At 43.0% G+C, this 24,433-nt stretch carries 15 protein-coding genes and 3 pseudogenes; 12 read left to right on the top strand and 6 right to left on the bottom strand.

Translation table 11 applies throughout. From position 1 onward, the window contains the following. Positions 1 to 45 precede the first annotated feature (45 nt). The 3 genes from ACOBWA_RS05810 to ACOBWA_RS05800 form a co-directional block, all read right to left on the bottom strand. Positions 46 to 1,482, bottom strand: coding sequence for an FAD binding domain-containing protein (locus tag ACOBWA_RS05810; protein WP_420230468.1), 1,437 nt, complete (start codon positions 1,480 to 1,482; stop codon positions 46 to 48). A gap of 26 nt (positions 1,483 to 1,508) precedes the next feature. Continuing rightward, positions 1,509 to 1,763, bottom strand: a complete 255-nt coding sequence (locus ACOBWA_RS05805) for a 2Fe-2S iron-sulfur cluster-binding protein (RefSeq protein ID WP_420230467.1) — start codon at positions 1,761 to 1,763, stop codon at positions 1,509 to 1,511. Positions 1,764 to 2,641: 878 nt separating this feature from the next. Further along, a complete protein-coding gene (locus tag ACOBWA_RS05800; RefSeq protein ID WP_420230466.1) occupies positions 2,642 to 3,259 on the bottom strand; it encodes a flavodoxin family protein in 618 nt (205 codons plus the stop codon). Between the two features lie 727 nt (positions 3,260 to 3,986). Here ACOBWA_RS05800 and ACOBWA_RS05795 point away from each other — a divergent pair. Then, a complete protein-coding gene (locus ACOBWA_RS05795; RefSeq protein WP_420230465.1) occupies positions 3,987 to 4,760 on the top strand; it encodes a YeeE/YedE thiosulfate transporter family protein in 774 nt (257 codons plus the stop codon). After that, positions 4,679 to 5,239, top strand: coding sequence for a YeeE/YedE thiosulfate transporter family protein (locus ACOBWA_RS05790; protein ID WP_420230464.1), 561 nt, complete (start codon positions 4,679 to 4,681; stop codon positions 5,237 to 5,239). Before ACOBWA_RS05795 ends, ACOBWA_RS05790 begins: the two co-directional genes overlap by 82 nt. A 234-nt stretch (positions 5,240 to 5,473) precedes the next feature. Here the strand turns inward: ACOBWA_RS05790 and ACOBWA_RS05785 are convergent, their stop codons facing one another. Both ACOBWA_RS05785 and ACOBWA_RS05780 read right to left on the bottom strand, forming a co-directional pair. Beyond that, positions 5,474 to 6,352 (bottom strand): polyphenol oxidase family protein, encoded by an 879-nt coding sequence (locus ACOBWA_RS05785; RefSeq protein ID WP_420230463.1) that lies wholly within the window; start codon positions 6,350 to 6,352, stop codon positions 5,474 to 5,476. A 40-nt stretch (positions 6,353 to 6,392) separates the two neighbouring features. Further along, positions 6,393 to 7,627 (bottom strand): annotated as a pseudogene (locus ACOBWA_RS05780) (RluA family pseudouridine synthase). A gap of 757 nt (positions 7,628 to 8,384) precedes the next feature. Here ACOBWA_RS05780 and ACOBWA_RS05775 point away from each other — a divergent pair. The 7 genes and pseudogenes from ACOBWA_RS05775 to ACOBWA_RS05745 all read left to right on the top strand — a co-directional run bounded on the left by ACOBWA_RS05775 (position 8,385) and on the right by ACOBWA_RS05745 (position 17,425). After that, on the top strand, positions 8,385 to 9,566 hold the full coding sequence (locus tag ACOBWA_RS05775) for an outer membrane protein assembly factor BamD (RefSeq protein WP_420230462.1): 1,182 nt from the start codon (positions 8,385 to 8,387) through the stop codon (positions 9,564 to 9,566). A gap of 139 nt (positions 9,567 to 9,705) precedes the next feature. Then, positions 9,706 to 11,472 (top strand): annotated as a pseudogene (locus tag ACOBWA_RS05770) (DNA primase); the annotation flags it as partial. 999 nt (positions 11,473 to 12,471) lie between these two features. Beyond that, positions 12,472 to 14,393 (top strand): annotated as a pseudogene (gene rpoD / locus ACOBWA_RS05765) (RNA polymerase sigma factor RpoD). A 367-nt stretch (positions 14,394 to 14,760) separates the two neighbouring features. Beyond that, entirely contained in the window at positions 14,761 to 15,204 is a 444-nt protein-coding gene (locus tag ACOBWA_RS05760) for a MarR family winged helix-turn-helix transcriptional regulator (protein ID WP_420230461.1), read from the top strand. Between the two features lie 16 nt (positions 15,205 to 15,220). Continuing rightward, a complete protein-coding gene (locus tag ACOBWA_RS05755) occupies positions 15,221 to 16,015 on the top strand; it encodes a siderophore-interacting protein (protein ID WP_420230460.1) in 795 nt (264 codons plus the stop codon). 137 nt (positions 16,016 to 16,152) lie between these two features. Beyond that, positions 16,153 to 16,575 (top strand): DUF2798 domain-containing protein, encoded by a 423-nt coding sequence (locus ACOBWA_RS05750; protein ID WP_420230459.1) that lies wholly within the window; start codon positions 16,153 to 16,155, stop codon positions 16,573 to 16,575. Positions 16,576 to 17,239: 664 nt separating this feature from the next. Then, positions 17,240 to 17,425, top strand: a complete 186-nt coding sequence (locus ACOBWA_RS05745; protein ID WP_420230458.1) for a hypothetical protein — start codon at positions 17,240 to 17,242, stop codon at positions 17,423 to 17,425. A 271-nt stretch (positions 17,426 to 17,696) separates the two neighbouring features. On the opposite strand, the gene ACOBWA_RS05740 is transcribed toward ACOBWA_RS05745, so the two are convergent. Beyond that, positions 17,697 to 19,136 carry a SulP family inorganic anion transporter gene (locus ACOBWA_RS05740; protein ID WP_420230728.1) on the bottom strand — a complete coding sequence of 480 codons (1,440 nt, stop codon included), beginning with the start codon at positions 19,134 to 19,136 and terminating at the stop codon, positions 17,697 to 17,699. Positions 19,137 to 19,859: 723 nt separating this feature from the next. Between ACOBWA_RS05740 and ACOBWA_RS05735 the strand changes: the two genes are divergently transcribed. From ACOBWA_RS05735 to nrdA, 3 genes are all read left to right on the top strand, one after another. Further along, the gene (locus ACOBWA_RS05735) at positions 19,860 to 20,819 is read left to right on the top strand and encodes a bestrophin family protein (RefSeq protein ID WP_420230457.1); all 960 of its coding nucleotides are present in this window, start codon (positions 19,860 to 19,862) and stop codon (positions 20,817 to 20,819) included. A gap of 544 nt (positions 20,820 to 21,363) precedes the next feature. Beyond that, positions 21,364 to 21,654 carry a YbeD family protein gene (locus tag ACOBWA_RS05730; RefSeq protein ID WP_420230727.1) on the top strand — a complete coding sequence of 97 codons (291 nt, stop codon included), beginning with the start codon at positions 21,364 to 21,366 and terminating at the stop codon, positions 21,652 to 21,654. Positions 21,655 to 22,156: 502 nt separating this feature from the next. Then, positions 22,157 to 24,433, top strand: coding sequence for a class 1a ribonucleoside-diphosphate reductase subunit alpha (gene nrdA, locus ACOBWA_RS05725; protein ID WP_420230456.1), 2,277 nt, complete (start codon positions 22,157 to 22,159; stop codon positions 24,431 to 24,433).

Genomic DNA, 24,433 nt, shown 5'->3' with positions numbered 1-24,433 from the left:
CAAATATAACGATTAGGCGGTATTAGCAATTTACAACTCTGCTAGTTAAGCGGTCTTGGTCTGTCTACCTGCTACCAATTGCTTACCGCACTTCACCAGTAGACGCTGTACCACATGTGAGCGATATTCACGGCTGGCTCTGACATCGGTCATAGGCGTAACGTCTGCAGACAAGACTTGTGCTGCTTGCTCAAAACTCGCAACTTTAGCAGATTGTCCCACGAGCGCTTGCTGACAGGTTGTGGCTAATAACGGTATGGCAGCCATGCCACCAAGCCCAAGCTTTGCATTCTCTATCATCATGCCATCTGCTGATACATCGATTCGCGCAGCCAATAGACACGCTGAAATATCATCTTCGTAGCGTTTGCTAATTTTATGAATAAATAAGTGCTGATTGTCATGCATCAGAGGAATATGGATAGCGACTACGTAACTGCCTGCTTGCAGTTTGGTCTTTTTATAATCTAAGAAAAATTCTGATAACGGTATGATTTCATCCGTATAAATCGAATCGCTATTATCTAAATTTTCACCTGATTCTTTACGATTAGGCGCGCAATGACGCAGATGAATTGACGCATCTAATGCCAATAAAATCGGTGGCAAGTCACCAATCGGCGATGCGTTGGCTATATTGCCGCCGATGGTGCCCATATTACGGATTTGCGGAGAAGCAATACGCTCAAACACTTGCGCGAAACTTGGAAAGTACTGTTCAAGCACAGGCAACATTTGCTGATAGCTCATGCCAGCACCCAGTACTAGTGTTTGGTTAGAAGCTTGCTCGTTATCCGACTCTTCATTGCTTGAGTCAGACTTGGCGTCAAATAATGACCATGACTTTAATGCCTCAACACCTGAAAGCTGGATAATGACCTCATGATCAACCAAATGCTGGGTTACACTCAATCCCAAATCCGTACCGCCTGCCCAAATCGTTGCTTTTGGATTGTCTGCTAATATTTGATTAAGCTCGTCTAGTGACTTGGGTATATATAACCGTCGCCCAGCATCATTGAGTGCAGGGGCAATAGCTGTTGACTCTACATTGTCCGACTCGGCTTCAGCTGGCGCATTTGCAGATACTGCTGATTCCTTTGTACTACCCATCGCGTCTGTGGCTAGACTGATAGTCAAGTCTTTCACCGCCGACTGCTCTGCTTCTCTCTGCTGACCGATATCGCTCATCAGTAGGCCCGCCTCGATAATTGGACGATAACCTGTACAGCGGCATAGGTTGCCAGATATTGATGCAACCACTTCATCATAGCTCAGCTGCTTTGCATCGTTCTGACTTGCTGCTTCTGGACTTGTCTGCATACGATTGTTTTCGTAAACACAAGCCAGCGACATTACAAACCCAGGCGTACAAAAACCGCACTGTGATCCGTGACATTCAACCATCGCTTGCTGCGCTGGATGCAGCAGAGCACGTTCTGGATGATGCTCAGGATTATCTGCTAAATAAGAAGCCGTCATCAGATGATAACCATTCATGAGCGACACTAGCGTAATACAGGAGTTAATCGTATAGAACGGTGGCGTAGCATTTTTTCGTCGGCATTTTCATCATTAAGCGCTGGCTGGCTAGCGTTAGGCAGGCGCTGAACCATCACAGTACAGGCACCGCAGTCACCACTGCCGCAGCCTTCCTTCGTATCCGTTTGGCCTTCATGCAATCGTAGATACTCAAGCACCGTCGTATTAGGGTTAAGCTGGGTTAGCTCGTGGCGTTTCCCATTTAAGTAAAAACTAATCATAGCAAGACTCGGCTAAAATAAAATAATGAAGATAAGCATAAGGCTTAAAGAATTTGATGGCTCAAATGCTGAACGTAAGCACTTGGTTTGTATCTTGCTAACACATTCTTAAGAGATAAAAAAATCAGCACAACGCACTTTTTTATATCAAGTAAGCTGGTTGCAAATATGAGCATTCATCGAACAAATTTGTTAGAAAACTCGTACTATAGGATACTTGACTATTTGGTCAGCTTTCAACATATTATCACTATTCTTATTTATAACACAACCCGTTAAAATGCCTATAGATACTATCGAACAGTTGGCAAATAATTGGTGAATAATTTAAATCTAAGTAAATACCTATACGTTTTGTAGATTTTATTCGTTACTCAGCCACTCAAAATCAGACACTGTTTTTATAAATATTTCTAATTTTATACATGACAAATCAAACGAAGCGTTAGATAAGCCATATTACAAACAGCGAGATAGCCTGCGTAAGAACAGTACCGAATACATATATCGCCTTTAAACTGCTATCAGCAGCTGATTTTTATATATAATGTCTACAAATAAGCCTGACTCTTTACTGTTGTGACTTCTAATGATAAGCAATCGTGACATATCGTTGGGCTAAAATCGTTTTTGAGATATTACTATGAAGTCATTCGCTTTTACCTATTTGCTAGTAGCAACGATGCTGTTAGGAGGTTGTCAGTCGTTTCAATTCGTTGACAGTCCTATCCCCGTGAAGCCTGCTCCCACTAAACTTGTTGCTTCATAAAAAGCCTAGCGCTTAATCGCACTTACCGCTCAATAAAAATTAGCACAAAAAAGCAGACATCAATAATGTCTGCTTTTTTATTCGATCGCTCTGTCGGTTCTAGCTGTTTTTATAGCTTAGCATCAGCTGGTTGATGCTTAATAATCGTTTTGGCTAGATGATCACCAAACCAAATAGCAGTATCAATATCCCCTGAACCTGGTGTCTCTTCAGGTGGCCCATCAAGCGACTGAGTCATTAGACCCAAAAAGCTAGACAGACGGTTTAAGTCGTGAGCCTCATGACCTGTCGGCATCAATGGCAGACCAATCCAATTCATACCATGTTGCATTGCATATAGAGAAATCTGCTGCAATACAGCAAGTTTATCACCGCTCAGGCCGCCCGAATTGGCAAACGCTGCTGCCCACTTGCCTTCCCATTTACGATGATACCAACGCTTGGATGTCTCATCCATAAAGGTCTTAAATTCAGCTGTCACGCTACCCATATACACTGCACTACCGAAAACCAGCAAATCTGCCTGATCTAAATAATCCCAATCAACATCATACACATCGACAGCCTTGGCTTGCGCTTCTGGCAATTGCTGATGCGCACCTTGTACTATCGCCTCAGCGACACGCTTGGTATGACCATAATTACTATGGAAGATAACAGCGATTGAGACATTAGGCGCGTTATCAGTAGATGTAGAGGTGTCAGACGATTTAGCAGGTGTATTCATACGTACTCTAATAATAAATAATTGATTGAATATAAAACTTACAAAATATTGGATACTTAGCCACAGTCGATAGCTAGTGACTTCACTTTCACGATAAATGCTTATCGATAGCTCAAGCTCTTAAGCTTTCAGGCGATATAACAGAATCAAGCAACGCTTCTTTGAGTCAATTTAACTGGTAAAAACATCAATAATGATAGAGCAATCGCATAGTCTTTAACTGCACTGTCTTTAATTACATAGTCTCTATACGTCAGCGTATACATACCAGTATATATGCGACGACCTTCATTGAATTCAAGTCCATTGTATCAGACGTATTTTTGTTTTTAAGTTATTTCTTAAAGTCTGACTAATCAGAGCACATATACTTTTAATATATTTTGTATAAATGGGTAAGTCGCATTAACTGTTGAAATAGTAAAAACCATTCTGTGATAACTGATAATCCTGTAAATATCAGCACTATAGACAACTATTGATACCAGGTCATATACACAGCAGTTTATTTATTCCATATCATCATATAATAATTCTACTTTTTCTAACTACTTCGTATTTACATTAATGACAATAGGATTATGATGTAACGCTTCTTACTGCTTAACCAAATCAATCGAATTAACAGAAATACAGTTTCCAATTCTGCAAACCTGCGCAACTATACTCATATAAATTCTTATAAAAATGATATCTGATAACATCATCGGATAAGGAAGCTATTACCTTGACTACTCTCGTTCAACCTGTAAATGACACAAAAAATCCTATCATCAGAGATGATTTGGCCTTAAATGCACCACAAAAATCCTTGATTATGGGTGGTGGCATCGTAGGATTGATGGTGCTTGCGTACCTACTGGTCACTCAACATATCTCTCAATCATTGCTACTTGGCATAGGTCTTTTGTTAGGCTATACCCTTTTTCATGCTCGCTTTGGCTTTACCTCTGCTTTTAGACGTATGATGGCAGTGGGCAACGGTCAAGCGATGCGCTCACACATGCTAATGTTGGCGGTTGCTGTCACGCTGTTTGCGCCAATCCTTGCTTATGGCACGACGCTATTTGGCGGTCCTGTCGCAGGTTATGTCGCGCCATTAGGGGTCAGTCTAGTTGTAGGCGCATTTGTATTTGGTATCGGCATGCAACTTGGTGGCGGCTGTGCCTCTGGTACGCTCTATGCAGTAGGCGGTGGACGCTCTGTTATGTTCATCACCTTTATCTTCTTCATAGTGGGCGCCACGATTGGTGCTTATCACTTGCCATTCTGGACAGAAGAAATGCCCGCTTATGCGCCTTTCTCTTTGGCAACCTCTACAGGTCTTGGCTATACAGGGGCGTGGCTGGTGTCGCTGGCAATATTCGGCATTATCGCATGGGTGACGTTAGTCGTTGAGAAAAAAGAAACGCACCAAAGATGGCGCCTGTACCTTCTGAGTCTGGCTGGAAACGAATCTTCCGTGGTTCTTGGCCACTATTTGCTGCCGCAATCGTCTTAGCTTTACTTAACGGTCTGACATTACTTACACGTGGTCAACCGTGGGGCATTACGTCAGCATTCACATTATGGGGCTCTAAAATTGCAAGTGGCTTTGGCATGGATGTGGCTAGCTGGAGCTATTGGCAAGGCGCTAATGCAGCAGTGCTTGAGGCTTCTATATTTGCAGATTCGACCACTGTATTAAATATCGGCATTATCATTGGCGCGTTTATCGCCTCTGCTGCGGGTGGCTTGTTCAAGTTTACTAAGATTACTGCAGGTAACTTTGCAGCGTCAGTCATTGGCGGATTGATGATGGGGTACGGTGCACGTCTCGCGTTCGGTTGTAATATCGGCGCTTACTTCGGTGGTATCGCTTCTTTTAGCTTACATGGTTATATCTGGGGCATACTGGCAATGGCAGGTACGTTCTTGGCACTGTATTTACGTCCTCTATTTGGCTTATCAGTACCAAAATCTAGCGACTCTGTTTGTTAATACAGATTTTGTACCAATACAGACCTTGTATTAATACAAATGTAGCATTCAAATAAAAAACAGCAGAATAATCTGCTGTTTTTTTATTGTTTATCACTTTGTTTCTACTATTCATTATTATATAGTCAAAGAAATCTAAAACAGCTACAAGGCAGCCGACCGTAGATTGTACATATAGTACATCTAGGGAGGGTAACACCGTAGCGGTTTAGTAGTTCGCTGACTATAAAGCTGCTAACGACGAACGATGACCAGTGCCATCCGACCCGTTGCAGGTTGCTGCATATGAGTCTGACGGCGATACGAGTAATAGTGAGTATCAGCGTAACTACAGTCAACAGGTAAGTCATTCATGACTGTAGCACCAGCAGCTTCTAACTGCATGGCAGCAAGCTTCGGTAAATCCAACTTTATCTTGTCATCATAAGACGATATAGAAAATAGCGACACAAAGTTATCGATATGTGCCTGTGATAACGTCTGGTTAGCTATACACCCAGATAATAGTTTATCGCGAACGTCTGTATTTACTTCATAGTTTTCCTGACTGATACAAACGCCTATCCAAGCTTGTATAGGGCCTGAATCGGTAAAGCGATTAACAGTTTCTTGTATCACACCGCAGGCCAATCCTTGCCAGCCTGCATGAATCGCTGCGATTTTGCCACTGGTAGGTTGATATAACACGATAGGCACACAATCTGCCGTCATGATTGCCAGACCGCGACCATTTTGTTGACTGACCATCGCATCAGCAGACAGTGGCGCCATATTCAGTGTAGTAGCATCGACATCATGAATATGTTTACCATGAACCTGACTGACCCAATGCAAGCGATTAATAGCCTCATGCTGCTCATTTTGTACAGACTTATCTGTCAGTTGCTCATTGATAGCAGCCAATAGACTCATGCGGTTATCTAATACTTGTAGTGCATTATCATTGACATGCAGACCTAGATTTAGCTCACCGTAATTTGACTGACCCTCATACCCTGTACGCTGATTTTTAGCAGCAGAATCATCAATATCATCATACACAAAAGCAGCCGTCTGAAAAACAGCCACATCATCAATTTGCGCAATCATTGTCATCGGGAACGTGTTCGTCATGGCTGCTCGCTCTCACCTCTCATCTAGTAAACGTTAGCGTTTACTCTTCATAATAACCGTCGCTTAGTACTGCCATGAGTTTTTGCATATCTTCAGGTAGTGGCGTCGTTACTTCAATGTCTTCACCTGTCGTCGGATGCACAAATCCTAACGTATAGGCATGCAATGCTTGGCGCGGAAATTATTGATAGCTTGGCGCTGAGCCTCTGTCAATCCAGAGCGCAACTGACGACGGCCACCATAGACACGGTCACCGACTAGTGGATAAGTAATGTGACTTAGATGCACACGAATTTGATGCGTACGTCCAGTCTCAAGTCCAACATCTAGCAGACAGTAGTTTTCGTTCAATGGTGTGACATTTAGTAGATGCGTTACCGCTTCGCGACCAGCAGTCATCACCGTCATCTTAGTACGCTGGTTGCGATGTCGACCAATCGGTGCATCGATACGACGATGACGAGATAAACTTGCTTGGTCCCCTGCCACCACACACTTATAGTGACGATAAACAGACTTGTCTTTTAGTTGTTCCATTAGTGCCATCTGAGCAGGTTTGGTTTTGCCAATCAATAGCAATCCAGAGGTGTCTTTATCAATACGGTGCACGAGACCTGCACGCGGTAAATGATGCTGCTGAGGATAATGATATAGCAATGCATTGACCAAAGTGCCGTTTTGATTACCCGCGCCTGGGTGAACCACCATACCGACAGGTTTGTTGATTACCAATACGTCGTCGTCTTCATAGACAACATCGATATCTATATTTTCTGGTTGGTCTTCGCCATGCTGCTGTAACGTCGTTGATAGATGCAATACGTCATCTGCTTTGACACGGACTTTCGGTTTTTGAACACTGCCGTTATAGAGCAAACTGCCGTCAGTAATCCAGTTCTGGAGTTGCACACGTGAAAAGTCTGAAAACGCTTGTGAGGCGACCTTATCAATACGCAGACCAGCTTGATCTTCTGTGACCACATGCGTCATATCTACAATCACTGGTACAGCTTGACCCGCTACTGGGGCTTCATCGTCGTCGCCGTCCATGTCGCTGTCATCAATATCATTATCATCAATGTCGCTATCGTTCAGATCATTACCATCATCGATGAGCAACTCTTCATTATCAAGCGCATCATCATGCACTTGCTCACTCATCATTGGTTGATTATCAGGTAGCTCATTATTGTTCAAAACATCATTTGGCATTGGTGACTCTTGTGCTGATGAATCAGTATCTAGCGATTGATTCGGTGATAAATTGGTAGTCATGGCATCATTATTCATAGCGGATTGATACATTGATACGTGGCAAAGCCCCTAACAGTGTTTTGTGAGGTGACTTCGAAGATAGTATTATAAATAGCAGTATAAAAAATTGTCGTTTTCTGATTATCGTTTTTTGCCTATAAACGGCAGATAACCACCTTCAAGGTACAAAAAAGCGAAGACAATACCGCTCTAGTGTATCATGTTGCAGGCATAAGCCCTATAGAAGCTGCATGCTATCTGTTAATTTTTGAGCATGCTTTTAGGCTGTAAGACGTCTCGCTTAACTCTCTAGAACATGACATTGCTGTAATTTACTGTATATTTACTCACGCTAGCGACATTCGATATCGCTCGTGACAGCCGCTCATGTTAAACTGCCTATACAATATAGATGGCGAAAAAATAGACGTAGCAAATGTTATTCTATAAAGTATAGCCATGTTTTGCTGTATGCTATGGCACCGTATGCGAATGCCATACTTAGATACAGTATGAAAATAGCATTGGGTTTTGTTGACCGTGTTTGCCATTTAAACCGTTTGATTATGGTTGAATGCATGTGGTCTATGACTGACTTACTATACAAGCACTATGTATCAGACCCAATCTATCAGTACAATACGTCATAACAAAAACTGCATTCGATAAAAAATTTTTGCTGGTGGATCGCTGACTATTTAGCGTCGTTTTTTATCACTAACCTTTATATAGCATGATAGCGCCGCTGCTATTATGCGTCTTGTGTCGGAGAAGAAGTATGCAAGCTGTTGGCAATACGTTTATCAAACTGTCCTCAATAACCCTACTGGCGCTTAGCGTCAATCTAGTGGGTTGCCAGACTTTCAAAAATCTAACTGGCGCCAAAGATGGTGAGGCAGTAGAAACAGCTGAAAAATCAGAGCAAGGGTATTATAACGAGGCCGTCAATCAGATTGACAAAGGTCACTATATCCAAGGTATCGAAGAGCTGACCAATCTGCGCACATTCTACCCAACCGGACAGTACGCTGAGCAAGCCTTGCTTGATATGATGTATGCACAATACGAAGGCGACAAGTATGAGATGGCGGCAGCTAGTGCTGAGCAGTTTATCCGTCTGTATCCGTCTAATCCACAAGTCAGCTATGCCTACTATGTGCGCGGCGTTGCCAATATGGAAGGTTCATCTGAGAGCCTAAAGCTCTTTAAACTGAACCAAGCTGAGCGTGATACCGCGTATTTGCGTATTGCCTTTGCCAACTTCCAAGAGCTTATCAATAAATATCCAAACAGCCCGTATGCACCAGATGCCGCTCAGCGTATGACGTTCATCTATAACCAGTTTGCTGAGAGCGAAATGAGTGCAGCCAATTGGTATATCGAGCGTGAAGCTTATGTAGCAGCGGTCAACCGTGCCAAATGGGTATTCCAGTACTACCCGCTTAGTGAGTCAACGCCAGATGCTCTTGCGGTATTAGCTTATAGCCATGAAAAACTTGGTCTAACCGATTTGGCCAATGAGTACAAAACGCTATTGCAGATCAACTACCCAGAAATGCTAACCAGCAACGGTAGTGTGAAATTAAGCACCAAACGTGACCGTACTTGGCTCAATAAGATTACCTTTGGCAAGCTTGGTCGTTCGAACACAACTGACAAATCAGTCGCATCTGGCGAGTATAACGGCGCCACCAAGACACAAATGATTCGTAATGCAGCCCAGTTGAGATTAGCAGGGGCTAACACGACGCCTGCCAATACTCCAGTCGCCAATAATGCTGCTGCACGTAATGGTATTAGCGTAGGCTTAGGTCTGCCTGAAGCGTCAGCTGAGCGCGTAACCAGTCAATCAAGTACTGGCTCAACTGCAAGAGAAGCCAACGTCGATCCACTAAATACCAATCCGACACGTCGCACTACACTAAATGACGACAGTGTGAATGATATGGATAATAATTGATTACGTTAAGTCTTTTAGCCTAACTAACACAGTCTGTATTCATTGATAATAAGGTCAACATTATGTTGGCCTTATTTTTCTAGCAGCACCTTATTACCTCTGCCCCAACATAATCGACCTATGGTAAACTGTTTTTTGTATGAGCATTCCTAACCATATTCTTGAACAACTAAATAGCCAAGCTGACCTGATCAGCATCATTGGCAAACACACCACGCTTAAACGCGCTGGTAGTGAATATAAAGGCTGCTGCCCTTTTCATGGTGAAAAATCGCCTTCCTTTTATGTCAATCCACAAAAAACATCTATCACTGCTTTGGCTGTAGCGTCGGTGGCAATGCCATCAGTTTTTTGCGTGATTATGAAAATTTGACATTTATTGAAGCTGTTAATGAACTATCAAAGCAAACAGGCATTGAAGTACCCAAAGAAGAACAGCAAAACGTTAGTTATCAACGTCGCGCACCCAAACCTATTGCACCGCCACCAGTTCACAATGTGCCTAGCCCAACTGTAGAACATAGCAAAGTAAGCCAAGACGGTACAAATAAAGACAATCATCAAAATAATCGTCAAGGCATTTATCAAGACAGTCATCAAAATAATGTCGTCCAAAGTGACCAAAACTACATCGACCAGCCCATTTATAATGACAATCAGGGCTACGATGACAATCAGGGCTACGAGAACTTTCCACCATTAGAGGCGTATGATTCAGCGCCCTATTCGATAGACTCGTATTCCTCAGAGCCGTATTCACCAAACCATTCAGATGACAGTGGCTATCCGCCAGCATGGCTGACAGATACCGATACTAGCGCTGGTATGCATGATGCTCATAACATTGAGCAAAGCGATGATAAAGATGGCAACCTGTATGAGCTGCTAGAGCAAATCCAGCAGTTCTATCAGCACAATCTGACCACGCATCCCCATGCCAAACACTACTTTTTATCGCGCGGTATTACAGAAGATATCTTTGAGACCTTTGGTCTGGGCTATGCGCCATTTGGTTGGCAGCATCTTGAACATCAATTTCCGCAGGATATTGAGGGTCTAAAAGCCTTAGGATTGGTACGTCAATCAGAGTCTGGCCGTGACTACGATCTATTGCGCGACCGAGTCATCTTCCCAATTCGTGACAACCAAGGTCGTACTATCGGTTTTGGTGGTCGAGCGCTCGATGACGAAGTAAAGCCTAAATATATCAACTCCTCAGACTCACCCGTCTTTCATAAGCAGCATGTACTATACGGCTATTATGAATCACGTCAGCAGCGCGCAGACAGCTGGCTGGTGGTCGAAGGCTATATGGATGTGATTGCCCTGTATCAAGCAGGTATTTATGGGGCAATCGCCTCGATGGGTACAGCGATTAATGAAAGCCAAATATCGCGTCTACTGACACTCAATCCAACGCTTACCTTGAGCTTTGATGGAGATAGTGCAGGACAAAAAGCCGCTTGGCGTACACTTGAAGTTGCGCTGCCTGTACTGGCCGATGACAAAGAGCTGCGGTTTTTAACCCTGCCGAACAATCATGATCCTGATACTTTTATTAAGAGTCAGGGCAGCGATGCCATGCGTGAGCAAATCGCTAATGCCATGCCGCTATCACAGTATATCTTTGCGTATTTGAGTGAGCGTTATGACATGAGTCTGGCTGAAGGCAAAGCCAAGCTCATGTCTCAAGTACGCTCGTTGACGACCGCCTTACCCAAAGGCAGTAGCTTTCGCTATTTGCTCAACAATGACGTTTATCAAAAGCTTGGCGGCAGGCGCAGTCAGAATGTCGAGGCCAAAGATGCGCTGCTAGATTTTGATGGTGATATGACCATCAGTCAGCAATTGCAGCTGTGCTTTTTGTTTCAGCCGCGCGCGTTAATCGATGACCCTATTGAGTCGATTTGGCAACAGTCAGGTATTAATGGCTTACACCTACCTGCTCATATCAAACAAAAAGCATCGCCTGATACGCTGCGTCCTCTTGCGTGGGAAGACTTGCAAGATGCTGCTCTGCTAGATATCGTAAGTACTATCAAGCGCTGTCTTAATTACCTACCAAAAGATGTCAATGCAGCGGCGCATTTTATCTTATCAAACGTAAAGCCTGCCACCCAAGATATGCTTAGCCGTAACTGGGGCGGCTTCTATAAAAGCGCTAACCGCACGCAATATTCTGGGGCTTGATGGCCTAATCGAAGAGCTAGTCAGCCAGCTGCTTGAGCGCAATATGAAGAAAAAATACAAGAGCTGATACAGAACCCTGATCATATTAAGCTTGCGATCGTCCGTAAACAAACCCAATTATTAAATGATTGGCTACGCGCACAGCAGGCAGAGCAATCGGCACAGATGGTCACTGTGCAGTCTTAATGTTTAATTTCAAATGTTGACCCTTTAAAAGTCTAGCAGCTGCCCCCACTACTAATGATTATGCCCAGTAGCATGAGTCGCTCCCAAATCATTTAGCTGATATTAAATAATCAGTAAAAAATGGTCGGTAGCTATCACTAGCTCGTGCTTGACGACTGTGGTCTGTGTTAAACTGTATCGCTGTATATTGACAGCACTGCTTGGTGAATGATTGTGAGCATGCATCGTTAAGCACAAATTTTAGGTATTATTTTTACGTATCAGCTTTTAGATACTATTTTTGAGTATTAAATTTTAAGTACTATATTTTTTGGGTACTGTATTGAAGTCTTTTTAGCTTTTCTAATTTTTAGCTGTTTATCAGCATTGTTATTGTAGTGTTTTGAGCCTTTATTCATATCAACTCATTTTTGATATTATTGACAACCTCTACGCCATATTTTGATCAATCGATTGATAAGATCAACGCAAAGAGCGAGCGATAGCGTGTCACAATATAAAAATGTCCGATGCAAGTAAGCGAGTATTTATGAACGATAAGTCAGTTTCTAAGTCCACATCTCAACTGGCCACCTTAATCCAAATGGGCAAAGAGCAAGGGTATCTTACCTACGCTGAGGTGAATGACCAGCTGCCCGACTCTATTACCGAAAGCGATCAGATCGAAGACATTGTGCAAATGCTGACCGATGTCGGTATCAAAATCTTTGAATCAGCTCCTGATGCCGATGACATCTTGATGAACGATGATTCAAGTGATGATGATATGGCAGCAGATGAGGCAGCGGCAGTACTCGCCTCTGTTGAAACTGAGCCTGGTCGTACCACTGATCCTGTACGTATGTATATGCGTGAAATGGGTACGGTTGACCTACTAACTCGCGAAGGCGAAATTGCCATTGCTAAGCGTATCGAAGAAGGTATTCGTGATGTACAGCATGCCATGTCTTACTGGCCTGGTACCGTACAGTTTGTCCTTGACGAGTATCAAAAAGTCCAAGACGGCGAAAAAAGCTATCTGACGTCATCACAGGTTTCTTAGACCCTGAAACCGAAGAAGACAAAATCGCAGCTCAAGAAGCAAAGGAAGCGGCGAAAGAAGAGCGTGAACGCATCAAAGAAGAAAAAGAAAACCCACCGGTTATCAAAGCTAAGGTCAATGCGAAAGCAGCCGCGCTTGATAATGACGACGAAGATGAAGATGACGTTGAAGACGAAGCTGAAGAAGAAACCAGCGGTCTTGATCCAGAAGAAGTTCGTTTACGCCTAGAAGAGATCGAGCATCTATTCATTAAAGCCAAGCAAGCATTGCTTGATTATGGCCGTGGTAGCGTACAGGCTGATACCGCGTATGCCCTACTTGCTGAACGCTTTATGATGTTGAAGCTAAACAACCGCTTGTCAGATCAAGTCATGGCTATCATGCATGACGTCTATGATGACGTGCGTAAGCAAGAGCGTCAAATCATGCGTTTAGTGATTCGCCGTGGTCGTATGCCGCGTGAAGAGTTCCGTAAGACCTTCCCTAGCAATGAAACCAATGTTGATTGGTTGATTGAACGTATCAAAGGTAAGCCTGCCTTTGCTGGTACCTTAGAAAAAGTCACAGACGACGTCATTTTACTTCAACGCCGCATTCGTGATTATGAGCAGCAGCTCGACATGAAAATCCACGATATGAAAGATGTGGCACGTCGTATGGCAGTTGGTGAAGCGAAAGCTCGCCGTGCTAAGAAAGAAATGGTCGAAGCCAACCTACGTCTGGTTATCTCTATCGCGAAAAAATATACTAACCGTGGCCTACAGTTCTTGGATCTCATCCAAGAAGGTAACATCGGTCTGATGAAAGCGGTCGATAAATTTGAATATCGCCGTGGTTACAAGTTCTCGACCTATGCCACATGGTGGATTCGTCAGGCGATTACCCGCTCTATTGCTGACCAAGCGCGCACCATTCGTATTCCTGTGCATATGATTGAGACCATCAACAAAATCAACCGTGTCTCACGTCAATTGCTACAAGAAATGGGGCGCGAGCCAACACCTGAGGAATTAGGCGAACGCTTAGAGATGGACGAAGTTAAAGTCCGTAAAGTACTGAAAATTGCCAAAGAACCTATCTCTATGGAAACTCCGATCGGTGATGATGAAGATTCGCACCTAGGTGATTTTATCGAAGATGGTACGATCTCAAGCCCTGTCGATGATGCGACTGCTGCTGGTCTGCAAGAAGCGACTCGTGATGTATTGGGCAACCTGACTGAGCGTGAAGCGCGTGTCCTAAAAATGCGTTTCGGTATCGATATGCCAACCGATCATACTCTAGAAGAAGTCGGTAAACAGTTCGATGTAACGCGTGAGCGTATTCGTCAGATTGAGGCGAAAGCATTGCGTAAATTGCGTCATCCATCACGTTCTGAACACTTGCGCTCTTTCCTTGAAAATGACTAAATTTTCAGAAAAATATTGAGCCTAGCTAATAGGCTTTTGATAATCGTTAAAAATAAAAAAGCTGAGTATATCTCAGCTTTTTTATGCCTGCTTTTTAATTCTAGAACTTATTAATCACAGCATTTGTTAATTACAAAGCTTATTAATTACAAAGCTCCTTAATTGCATAGCGTCCTAGTCATAAATCCCTTTAATCCAAGAGCTCCTCCTTCAAGATATACCCTTATTTTTCTTACTTCCTAATAACTTATTTCATTGAAAATTATCTAACTATAGATACAGACGCTCCTTCAAAAATCACTTTATAGTTGACACTATCAACTTTATTATATATAGTTGCTTCTATCAACTATATCAAAGAGTTTTTATGTCTAACAATTCATTGAGCGAAACACTACATCAATTGATGCATACCTATACCAATCTACTGTTAGAAGGCATTCGTCAGCAAGGGGTAGAGTTGTCAGTAACCAATATCAGAACCTTAAAAGGTGTCTGCTATAACCCGAATAGCACTGCGCTATCTATCTCTAAACATATACAGCGAGACAAAGCGCAAATCACTCGTGCCTTAAATGACCTATTGGCGGCTGAGCTAATCTTGAAGACAGATAATCCGCTTGATGGTCGCAGCCAATTACTACAGCTGACCCCTAAAGGTGAAGAGATTATGACAAAGCTTGATGCAGCGGAAGAATGGACAAGACAGCAATTAACAAAAGATTTAAGCCTCGTAGAGCTTGCGTTATTTTTCCGTGTCAGTCGCACCATGATAGACAACGTTAGCAGCAGCAAGACTACCGATAAATAAGTAAGGAAAGATCCGTATGAATAACACAATAAATCAAAAACCAGTACGCGAAATCATGACCGTTGCTCATAAGCAAATGATTACTCCGCACTACATCCGTATATACCTCACAGGGCAAACAGATACTATTGCCAATATCGCGACTATGACAGTTGGCGCAAATAACAAAGTACTTATTCCTGTCGATAAAGCTCAGCCAATTGACCTAAATGACAATACTACATTCGTTGTTCGCACTTATACTCATCGCGGCGCTGATGTAGCAAAACAACAGATCTGGATTGATTTTGTCGCTCATGGTGACGAGGCGCCTGCTTCAGGTTGGGCTACTCATGCTGAGGTTGGCGACGAGATTGGTATCTTAATGAAGCCTAAAACCAAAGCGCTTTGTCCTGATGCAGATAATTTTCTACTGATTGGCGATGCCACAGCGATACCTGTGCTCGGCTCAATACTAGAAACCTTGCCTGCCAGCGCGACTGGTCAATGCATCATCGAAGTACACGGTGTAGAAGATGAACAAAAGTTGTCGACAGCAGCCAATATCATCATGACATGGTTACATAACCCAGATCCAACACAAGGCAGCCAATTAATCGACACAGTAAAATCTCTCGATTTGCCAACTGCAGAACAGAGCCGTTTTGCTTATATCGCTAGCGAACTCTCATCTGTCAAAGCGCTACGCCATTACCTAAAGGTCGAGCAACAGTGGTCTAAGGATGAGCTATATGCCTTTTCTTACTGGAAAGCAGGTGTTGCAGAAGACCAGTCTGTAAGCGATCGACAAGCAGAAAAAAACACCGACTAAGTAATTGCTCTTTATGATAGGAAAATAACGATGGCTCCAAATACTATGCCAGTAAATACCGAGACCCTGCTCATTGATGGTTCTAAAAGTGGTGGCGCTAAGAATGATGGCACTAAAAAACACCGTTGCTCTACAAAGTGTTATTAATACTTGCCTTAATGACTGTCATAGGTGGTCTCTTAACAGGTGTGATGACCTATATGAATGTCGGATATTCCGATACATTTTTTATAGACTGGTCTAGAGCGCTAATAGCAGCGTATGCGATTATGCCGATTGGCTTCTTACCGATGGGTCTGGTCACAAAATTTATTAATCATAAGTTACCTAATACCAAAGCGTACAAGCGCAATCTCATTACAGGTATATTGATGGCTTGTATAATGGAGTCTATGTTGGCCTTTAGTACTGCCACAAAGACAATTGGTTTTGCTAATCAAACAGCATTTTTAAACGGTTGGTTAGAAGGGTTTCTAGTTGCATTACCAGTAGGATTGACTTTAATGGTTATTGTCTCTATGACTATTAAACCAAAAATTGAGGCATTTCTAAAAAGCTAAAATATCACGACGATGCTTATTAGATTTTTTGGCACTCTGCCGCGACGCTAACCAGATTAATAAAAAAGTTTAATAAAATTTAAGAACATAAAGCATTAAGGGCGTGTTGAATATTCAACACGCCCTTGTCATGTCAGAAGCTTTCTAATACTATTTTACTGCTGGTTTGGCAAAGAACTAACGTGTATTTAATAAGTCAGTCGTAACAACGTTTACTGTTAGATTCGATTTAAAACAATCTTTTTTACCCGTCATATATTGTTACTATTCGACAATATTCCGATGACTAGACAGTACAACTGTCATAATTAATCTAGTTTTGGCTGTATACTCTACTGTTATAGAAACGTATAGTCAGAATATAAACGCTAGTTATAAGCAGTATCCTACTAGTAGCCGTTTATTTGTATATGGTTGGCACATTGGCGGTAAATAGATTCTACTCCGCTTTAGTGTTTATACTCATAATGAGTAAACTAAAAATCTAATGTTCCACTCTGACAGTTGTTGATTATTAACTAGGTATCGATATCACACATTTTATGAATACAGAAAACATAATATCTGCACTTAACAACCCCATGCGTCGTCAAATCATAAAGTGGTTGAAGGACAGGTCGAACTTTCCAGCGTCATTACCAGAGCATGCTAATCTGGATGGGGTATGCGTCAGCTACATCCAAGAAAAAACTGGATTGTCGCAATCAACCATTTCAAACTATATGGGTGTGTTAAAAAAGCAGGATTGGTTACGTCCGAACGCCATGGACAATGGACGTTTTATCAGCGTCATGAAGCTAACATCGAAGCATTTCTCAATGAAGTTGAAAAAGAGCTGTTGAAGCTTTAAAAATTTCTCATAATCTTTAGAGCTATTTTTCTTTGTTAAAAAACATCTAGATATTTCAATATAACGATTAACTATCTTCATACCGCATCATCCAAACCAGTACTTCTTCCCTTCTAGCTATTCCTTCTCTTCTGCCATCCTATTAGCTTGTAAAAACTTTATCCATAAAAGAATATAGTCTTCTAATCAGGTTTTAATCTGCATAAAAAAAGCCGAGATATACTCAGCCTTTTTGTATTTATCAATATGACACTATTGATACATAGCTAATTTAATGCGCGCCTAAGCTTTGCTCAGCATCTGGCTTATCATGCACACCGAAATTGTCTATCATCGCCTGGCTCGCCTCGTTCAAACCGATGAGCTCTACCTCAGTGCCTTCACGGCGAAATTTAATAATCACTTTATCTATGGCAGCGACTGCTGTCACGTCCCAAAAATGCGCGCGCGACACGTCAATGACCACGTTAGAGACAGATTCTTTAATATCAAAGGAGTCAATCATACGCTCTGCTGATGAGAAAAATACTTGTCCGTCCACTCGATAATAACGCGTTTGCGCTGCTTCATTCATGTGACTATGCACACTCATACAGCGCTCAATCTTATTGGCAAAGAACAATGCTGACAGCAGCACGCCAATCAATACGCCATAGGCCAAGTTATGCGTTGCGACCACCACAGCAACGGTCGTAATCATGACCACATTACTTTGCAGCGGCTTGGTTTTTAGCTCTTTAAAGGAACCCCAGTTAAAAGTACCGATAGACACCATAATCATTACAGCGACCAATGCGGCCATTGGAATAATCTTTAGCCAATCGCTTAAAAACACCACCATTAATAATAAAAATACACCTGCTACTAAAGTAGAAAGACGCGTATAACCACCTGATTTGACGTTGATGATCGACTGGCCAATCATCGCACAGCCTGCCATCCCGCCAAAAAAACTGCTAACAACATTGGCAATACCTTGGCCTTTGCACTCTTGCGTACGGTCGCCTTTGGTATCAGTTAAATCATCTACGATAGTCATGGTCATCATAGACTCAAGTAAGCCCACTATCGCCAAACTGATAGAGTACGGGAAAATAATGATCAACGTATCTAAGTTCAACAGGATATCAGGTATCAAAAACATCGGCAGGGTATCAGGTAGCTGACCCATATCATTGATGGTTCGAGCCTCTGCACCTAATAAGATAGCTATAGCCGTAACCAGCACAATACTGACCAATGGCGATGGAATCACTTTACCGATCTTTGGAATATATGGATAGCCATAGATAATGACTAGACCTAGCGCCACAAGACCGTATACGTGTACTAGGTTTGAACCTGCCTGCGGCATCAGCTCAGGAACCTGTGACATAAAAATCAAAATAGCCAAGGCATTGATAAAGCCCAGTACCACAGATTGCGACACATATTTCATCAGATTCCCCAGCTTTAAGAAGCCAAATATAATCTGTATAACACCTGTCAGCACACTGGCTGCTAACAAGTACTGCAATCCATAATCCTTGACCAGCGTCACCATTAGTAACGCCATCGCACCCGTCGCCGCCGAAATCATCGCTGGACGACCGCCGACAAACGCAATCACTACTGCGATACAAAATGAGGCATAAAGCCCTACTTGGGGATCGACACCAGCAATGATAGAAAACGCAATCGCTTCAGGAATAAGCGCCAAAGCGACGACCATGCCAGCCAAGACATCGCCGCGCGCATTGGATAGCCAATGCTCTTTAATTGTATTTAACGTATTTAACTCAGTTTTGGGTAACTGCTTTAGTCTGTCAATAAACGAAGTATCTAATCACTATTTAGAAAGCATCTATTTGGAAAGCATCTAAAAAGTAGTTAAAAATCAGCTCACATGAAAAGTTTGACGCATCTCGATCTAGGTACATCTTTATCTAGATACTTTGCCCATTGCCTATCAAATGACAAATATAAAAATGTGAACGTTCATAGTTAGCGAGTGATCGTCATAACGTACTTTTAGTGGGGTAATCTTTACGATCCATTAGATATATCGAATAGTGATACAAACGTTAAAGCAGTGCATGCGCACAAGAAAAAGCGTCAGACGCTTTATGAGAGTAATTGCTATAGGAAGCAATCATTACTGAGGAGGGGTACAGCTAGGGTGGCGTATTCATCTCTGTGGTGACAGCTTTTATAGAGTTAAGAAGTGATATTTGGCGTCATTTTAACATACATAAAGTAGATTAATAAAAACATTTCCCTTTTTGCCGAGCATTCAACTCCTTTAGCTATCCCAATTACCGAGCTTAAGTAATCACCTTACTCTTTTGTTTGAATAAATTTATAGCCTTTTGGGCTTTACAGATCTCGATTCTGTATTAGAATCACACGAGACATTTAATAGTGTCTCCATATACCCCATCGCTAGGAAACTGACATGATTGTCCGGCAAACACCCAATGCCCTTAAGATATTTTTCACTCTACGTGGATCAATCATTCCAAAAATTTATCCGCAAATTTTGCTGATTACTATTCTTAGTACGCTCATCACGATTATTCAGCACTGGATGCCTGACTCGTTTCCTTATTATGGTATGGCAACGTTTACCTTGCTCGGGATTGCCTTATCGTTGTTTCTTGGGTTTCGAAACAATGCCAGTTATCAGCGTTGGTGGGAAGCGCGCGGACTATGGGGTCAGCTGGTATATGACTCTCGTAGCTTAACGCGCCAAGTACTGTCTTTTATAGATGAGGACGATGCGACTGCCATAGATGATAGCGAGGATAACAATGCGACTGCACACGATACTCAGCGAACGATGGTATATCTGACCATTGCGTTTGCCCATGCGGTGCGCCACCGATTGCGTGGTACGCCACCTTGGGCGGATATCGAGCCTCTTGTTGCAGCGATACACCATGACCGTATGCGCCAAGCGAAAAACGTACCTGATTATATAATGCGCCTAATGGGTAAACAGCTTGGCGATATTCGGCGTCAAGGACTGGTATCGGAACAAGTCATACAAAATATGGATGAACGCCTGACCTCTATGACAATTGTACTGGCAGCGTGCGAGCGCATTCATAACACACCACTGCCCTTTGCTTACATGCTGCTGGTACATCGCACGACCTATTTATATTGCATTATGTTGCCCTTCGGTTTGGTGGCATCACTCGGTTGGGCAACCCCGTTGGTTTGTGCGGTGATTGCTTATACCTTTTTTGGTTTGGACGCGCTTAGTGAAGAGTTAGAAGAGCCTTTTGGCTTAGCGGCTAACCAGTTACCTTTGACTGCCTTGTCACGCACTATCGAGATTAATCTACGAGAGGCATTGGGAGAGACGGATATTCCGCCTGATATCACTCCTATCAATGGTTATTTGCAATAATAGCTTCCATTAATAGTTTTAATAAAAGCCACTTAACTTACTACTTTAAGATGAAACGGACTAAATACAGACTTTACTTGAATAATCGTCCATAGACCACTATAAACAGTGCATATATTCTCTGCCTAATATAGCCATTCCACTATAAAAGTATGACAGCGTTAACCTCGCTTGAAGTATCACATGTACATCTACACTCGGTTGCCTTGTACTACTTTTAAATTGAATCGACTATAGCTTGACCGATTTAAATGCCACTTACGACCATACTGAGCCTGTCTCAGTTTCTGGCGTTATGCTTTTGGCATGATTTGAGCAGATGTCTAACTAACTAAATGTCTATAGCAAGCAGCGATTTTCGAATGACTTAATGTTAGTTACTTATTTACCGCTAATGACTGATTAACTTTTTCTATTTACCTATATAAGCGAGGCTCATATCATGAGTGATGATTCAAAAGACAACAACGACAACAGCACAAATAACCCAACCAGCAATCAGCCGTCAGTTAAAGTCACTGACCTGACGCCAAATAAAGGCGCATTGGTAGGCAAAAAGACTGATATTCAAAACCCAGAGCTTTGGGAGTTCCCGATGAACTACCCATTAAGCATCATCGGTCATGAAGGCGAGCGTGAGAGTTTGCTTAATGAAGTAAAGCTAATTTTGGGTAGCCAGTTCCCTGATTTTGATTTGGCGTCTATCGAAGTTAAGCCGTCTAAAACGGGTCGTTTTCACTCAGCACGGGTTAATTTGTACCTAACGGCTGCTGAGCAAGTGAATGCGCTTTATGCGGCACTCGATAATGCAAAAACGGTTCGTATTGTTTTATAAGTCGCATAGAAAACTTTCACGCCTTTTTAGTCCAAATCGTCACTCGCTAGTAATAAGTTATGGGTGGCGATTTTTTGTGGTTTGATGTACAATCTGCGCCCGCATTATTGCCGCTATGACTCCCAGTATCAGTCGACAATAACCGAGAGAATGAAAAGTAAATCGTCACGAAATTTTTACAAAAATTTTATTATTGACCGCATTTGCGTCTAACCCTTATCCCATCGTCCTTTGCCAAAATTTGGACTGCCTACAACCTTGTAGCAACATAGTTTTATTCTAAAATCAATATAGTATTTTCAAAATTTTCCCGCTATATTGTGCCTACCAATTAACAAACACGCTATATGTAGTACTCAGTGATTTTAACCATCACTATGAGTAGTGGCAGTCTTTTGTCCAAAAAACGACCTATCACAATCCCGCATAATAGCGTTATAAAGAATGTCTGCCGCCCACTCGGCGCGTAGCATCACTATAAGCAATCACAATAGAGGCCAGCATGACACATATTGACAAAATCCAAGTAACCAAACGTGATGGACGTTTAGAGCCTATTGATTTAGACAAAATTCACAAGGTAATCGCATGGGCTGCGGATGGCTTGGACAACGTGTCGGTATCGCAAGTTGAGCTAAAGTCACACATCCAGTTTTATGAAGGTATCAAGACGCGTGACATTCACGAAACCATCATCAAATCTGCCGCTGACCTCATCTCTGAGACCACGCCTGACTATCAATATCTGGCTGCGCGTTTGGCCATCTTCCATCTACGTAAGATTGCTTATAACAAATTTACCCCGCCGCACCTATATGACCATGTCAAAACTTTGACTGACGCTGGCAAATACGATCAGCACATCCTAGCTGACTATAGCCGTGCTGAATTTGATGAGTTAGAAGAGTATCTTGATCACTGGCGCGATATGAACCTTGCTTATGCCGCTGTTGAGCAAATGGCTGGTAAGTACTTGGTACAGGATCGTGTGAGCAAGACTGTCTATGAAAGCCCGCAGTTCTTGTACATGCTGGTCGGTATGTGCTTGTTTAGCCGTTACGAAAAATCAGAGCGTATGAACTATGTGAAGCGCTTCTATGATGCGACCTCACAATTCAAAATCTCACTACCGACGCCTATCATGTCAGGTGTGCGTACGCCATCGCGTCAGTTTAGCTCGTGCGTATTGATCGAATGTGGTGACAGCCTAGACTCTATCAACGCGACCACCAGCGCCATCGTACGCTATGTGTCACAGCGTGCTGGTATCGGCATCAACGCAGGTCGCATCCGTGCCCTTGGTAGCCCTATCCGTGGCGGTGAAGCACAGCATACTGGCTGTATCCCGTTCTACAAATTATTCCAGACTGCTGTTAAATGCTGCTCACAAGGTGGCGTCCGTGGCGGTGCTGCGACTCTTTTCTACCCACTATGGCATTTAGAAGTTGAGTCATTACTGGTACTGAAAAACAACCGCGGCGTCGAAGACAACCGTGTCCGTCATATGGATTACGGCGTACAGTTAAACAAAACGATGTACACGCGCCTAATCAAAGGCCAAGATATCTCGCTATTCTCACCAGGTGACACGCCAGGCCTATATGATGCATTCTTTGAAGATCAAGACAAATTCGAAGAGTTATATACCAAGTACGAAAATGATCCTAACGTACGTAGCCGTCAGATCCCAGCAGCTGATTTGTTCAGCCTAATGATGCAAGAGCGCGCGAGCACAGGTCGTATCTACATCCAAAACGTCGATCATTGCAACACGCATAGCCCATTTGACGCGACGGTTGCCCCGATTCGCCAGTCAAACCTATGTATGGAAATCGCGCTACCGACCAAGCCACTGGACAACATCAATGACGAAGAAGGCGAAATCGCCCTTTGTACGCTATCAGCGGTCAACTTGGGTAAAGTCGAAAACGTTAGCGACATCGAAGAGCCAGCTGAGCTAATCGTGCGGGCGCTTGATGCCCTGCTCGACTATCAAGACTATCCAGTAAAAGCGGCTCAAAACGGCAGCATGCGTCGTCGTACGCTCGGTGTAGGCGTAATCAACTATGCTTACTACTTAGCTAAGAATGGCGCACGCTACTCTGACGACAGCGCACTTGGTCTGACCCATCAGACGTTTGAAGCGTTGCAGTTCTATCTCTTGAAAGCGTCAAACAAATTGGCAAAAGAGCAAGGCGCGTGCCCTGCGTTCAATGAGACCACGTACTCACAAGGCATCTTGCCGATTGATACGTACAAAGCCGACTTGGACAAAATCTGCCAAGAGCCGCTACATCTCGATTGGGAAACGCTACGCGGCGAGATCACTGAGCACGGTCTACGCAACTCTACCCTAACCGCCTTGATGCCGTCTGAGACCTCTAGTCAGATCGCCAATGCGACCAATGGTATCGAGCCACCACGTGGTCTGGTCTCTATCAAAGCGTCAAAAGACGGTATCTTAAAGCAAGTCGTGCCTGAGATTGCTACCCTAAAAGATCAGTACGAGCTACTATGGCAAATGCCAAACAATGATGGTTACCTAAAGCTGGTCGCTATCATGCAGAAGTTCGTCGATCAAAGTATCTCTGCCAACACCAACTACGATCCAGTTCGTTATGCTGGTGGCCGTGTACCGATGAAGATATTGCTAAAAGACTTGCTAAACGCTTATAAAATGGGTGTGAAGACGTTGTACTACCATAACACTCGTGATGGTGCGAACGATGCCCAAGCGGATATGGAAGATGATTGTGCTGGCGGTGCGTGTAAGATTTAA

Source organism: Psychrobacter sp. ER1, assembly GCF_048631835.1.
GTDB lineage: Bacteria > Pseudomonadota > Gammaproteobacteria > Pseudomonadales > Moraxellaceae > Psychrobacter.
This window is presented reverse-complemented; position numbering and strand designations above follow the sequence as displayed.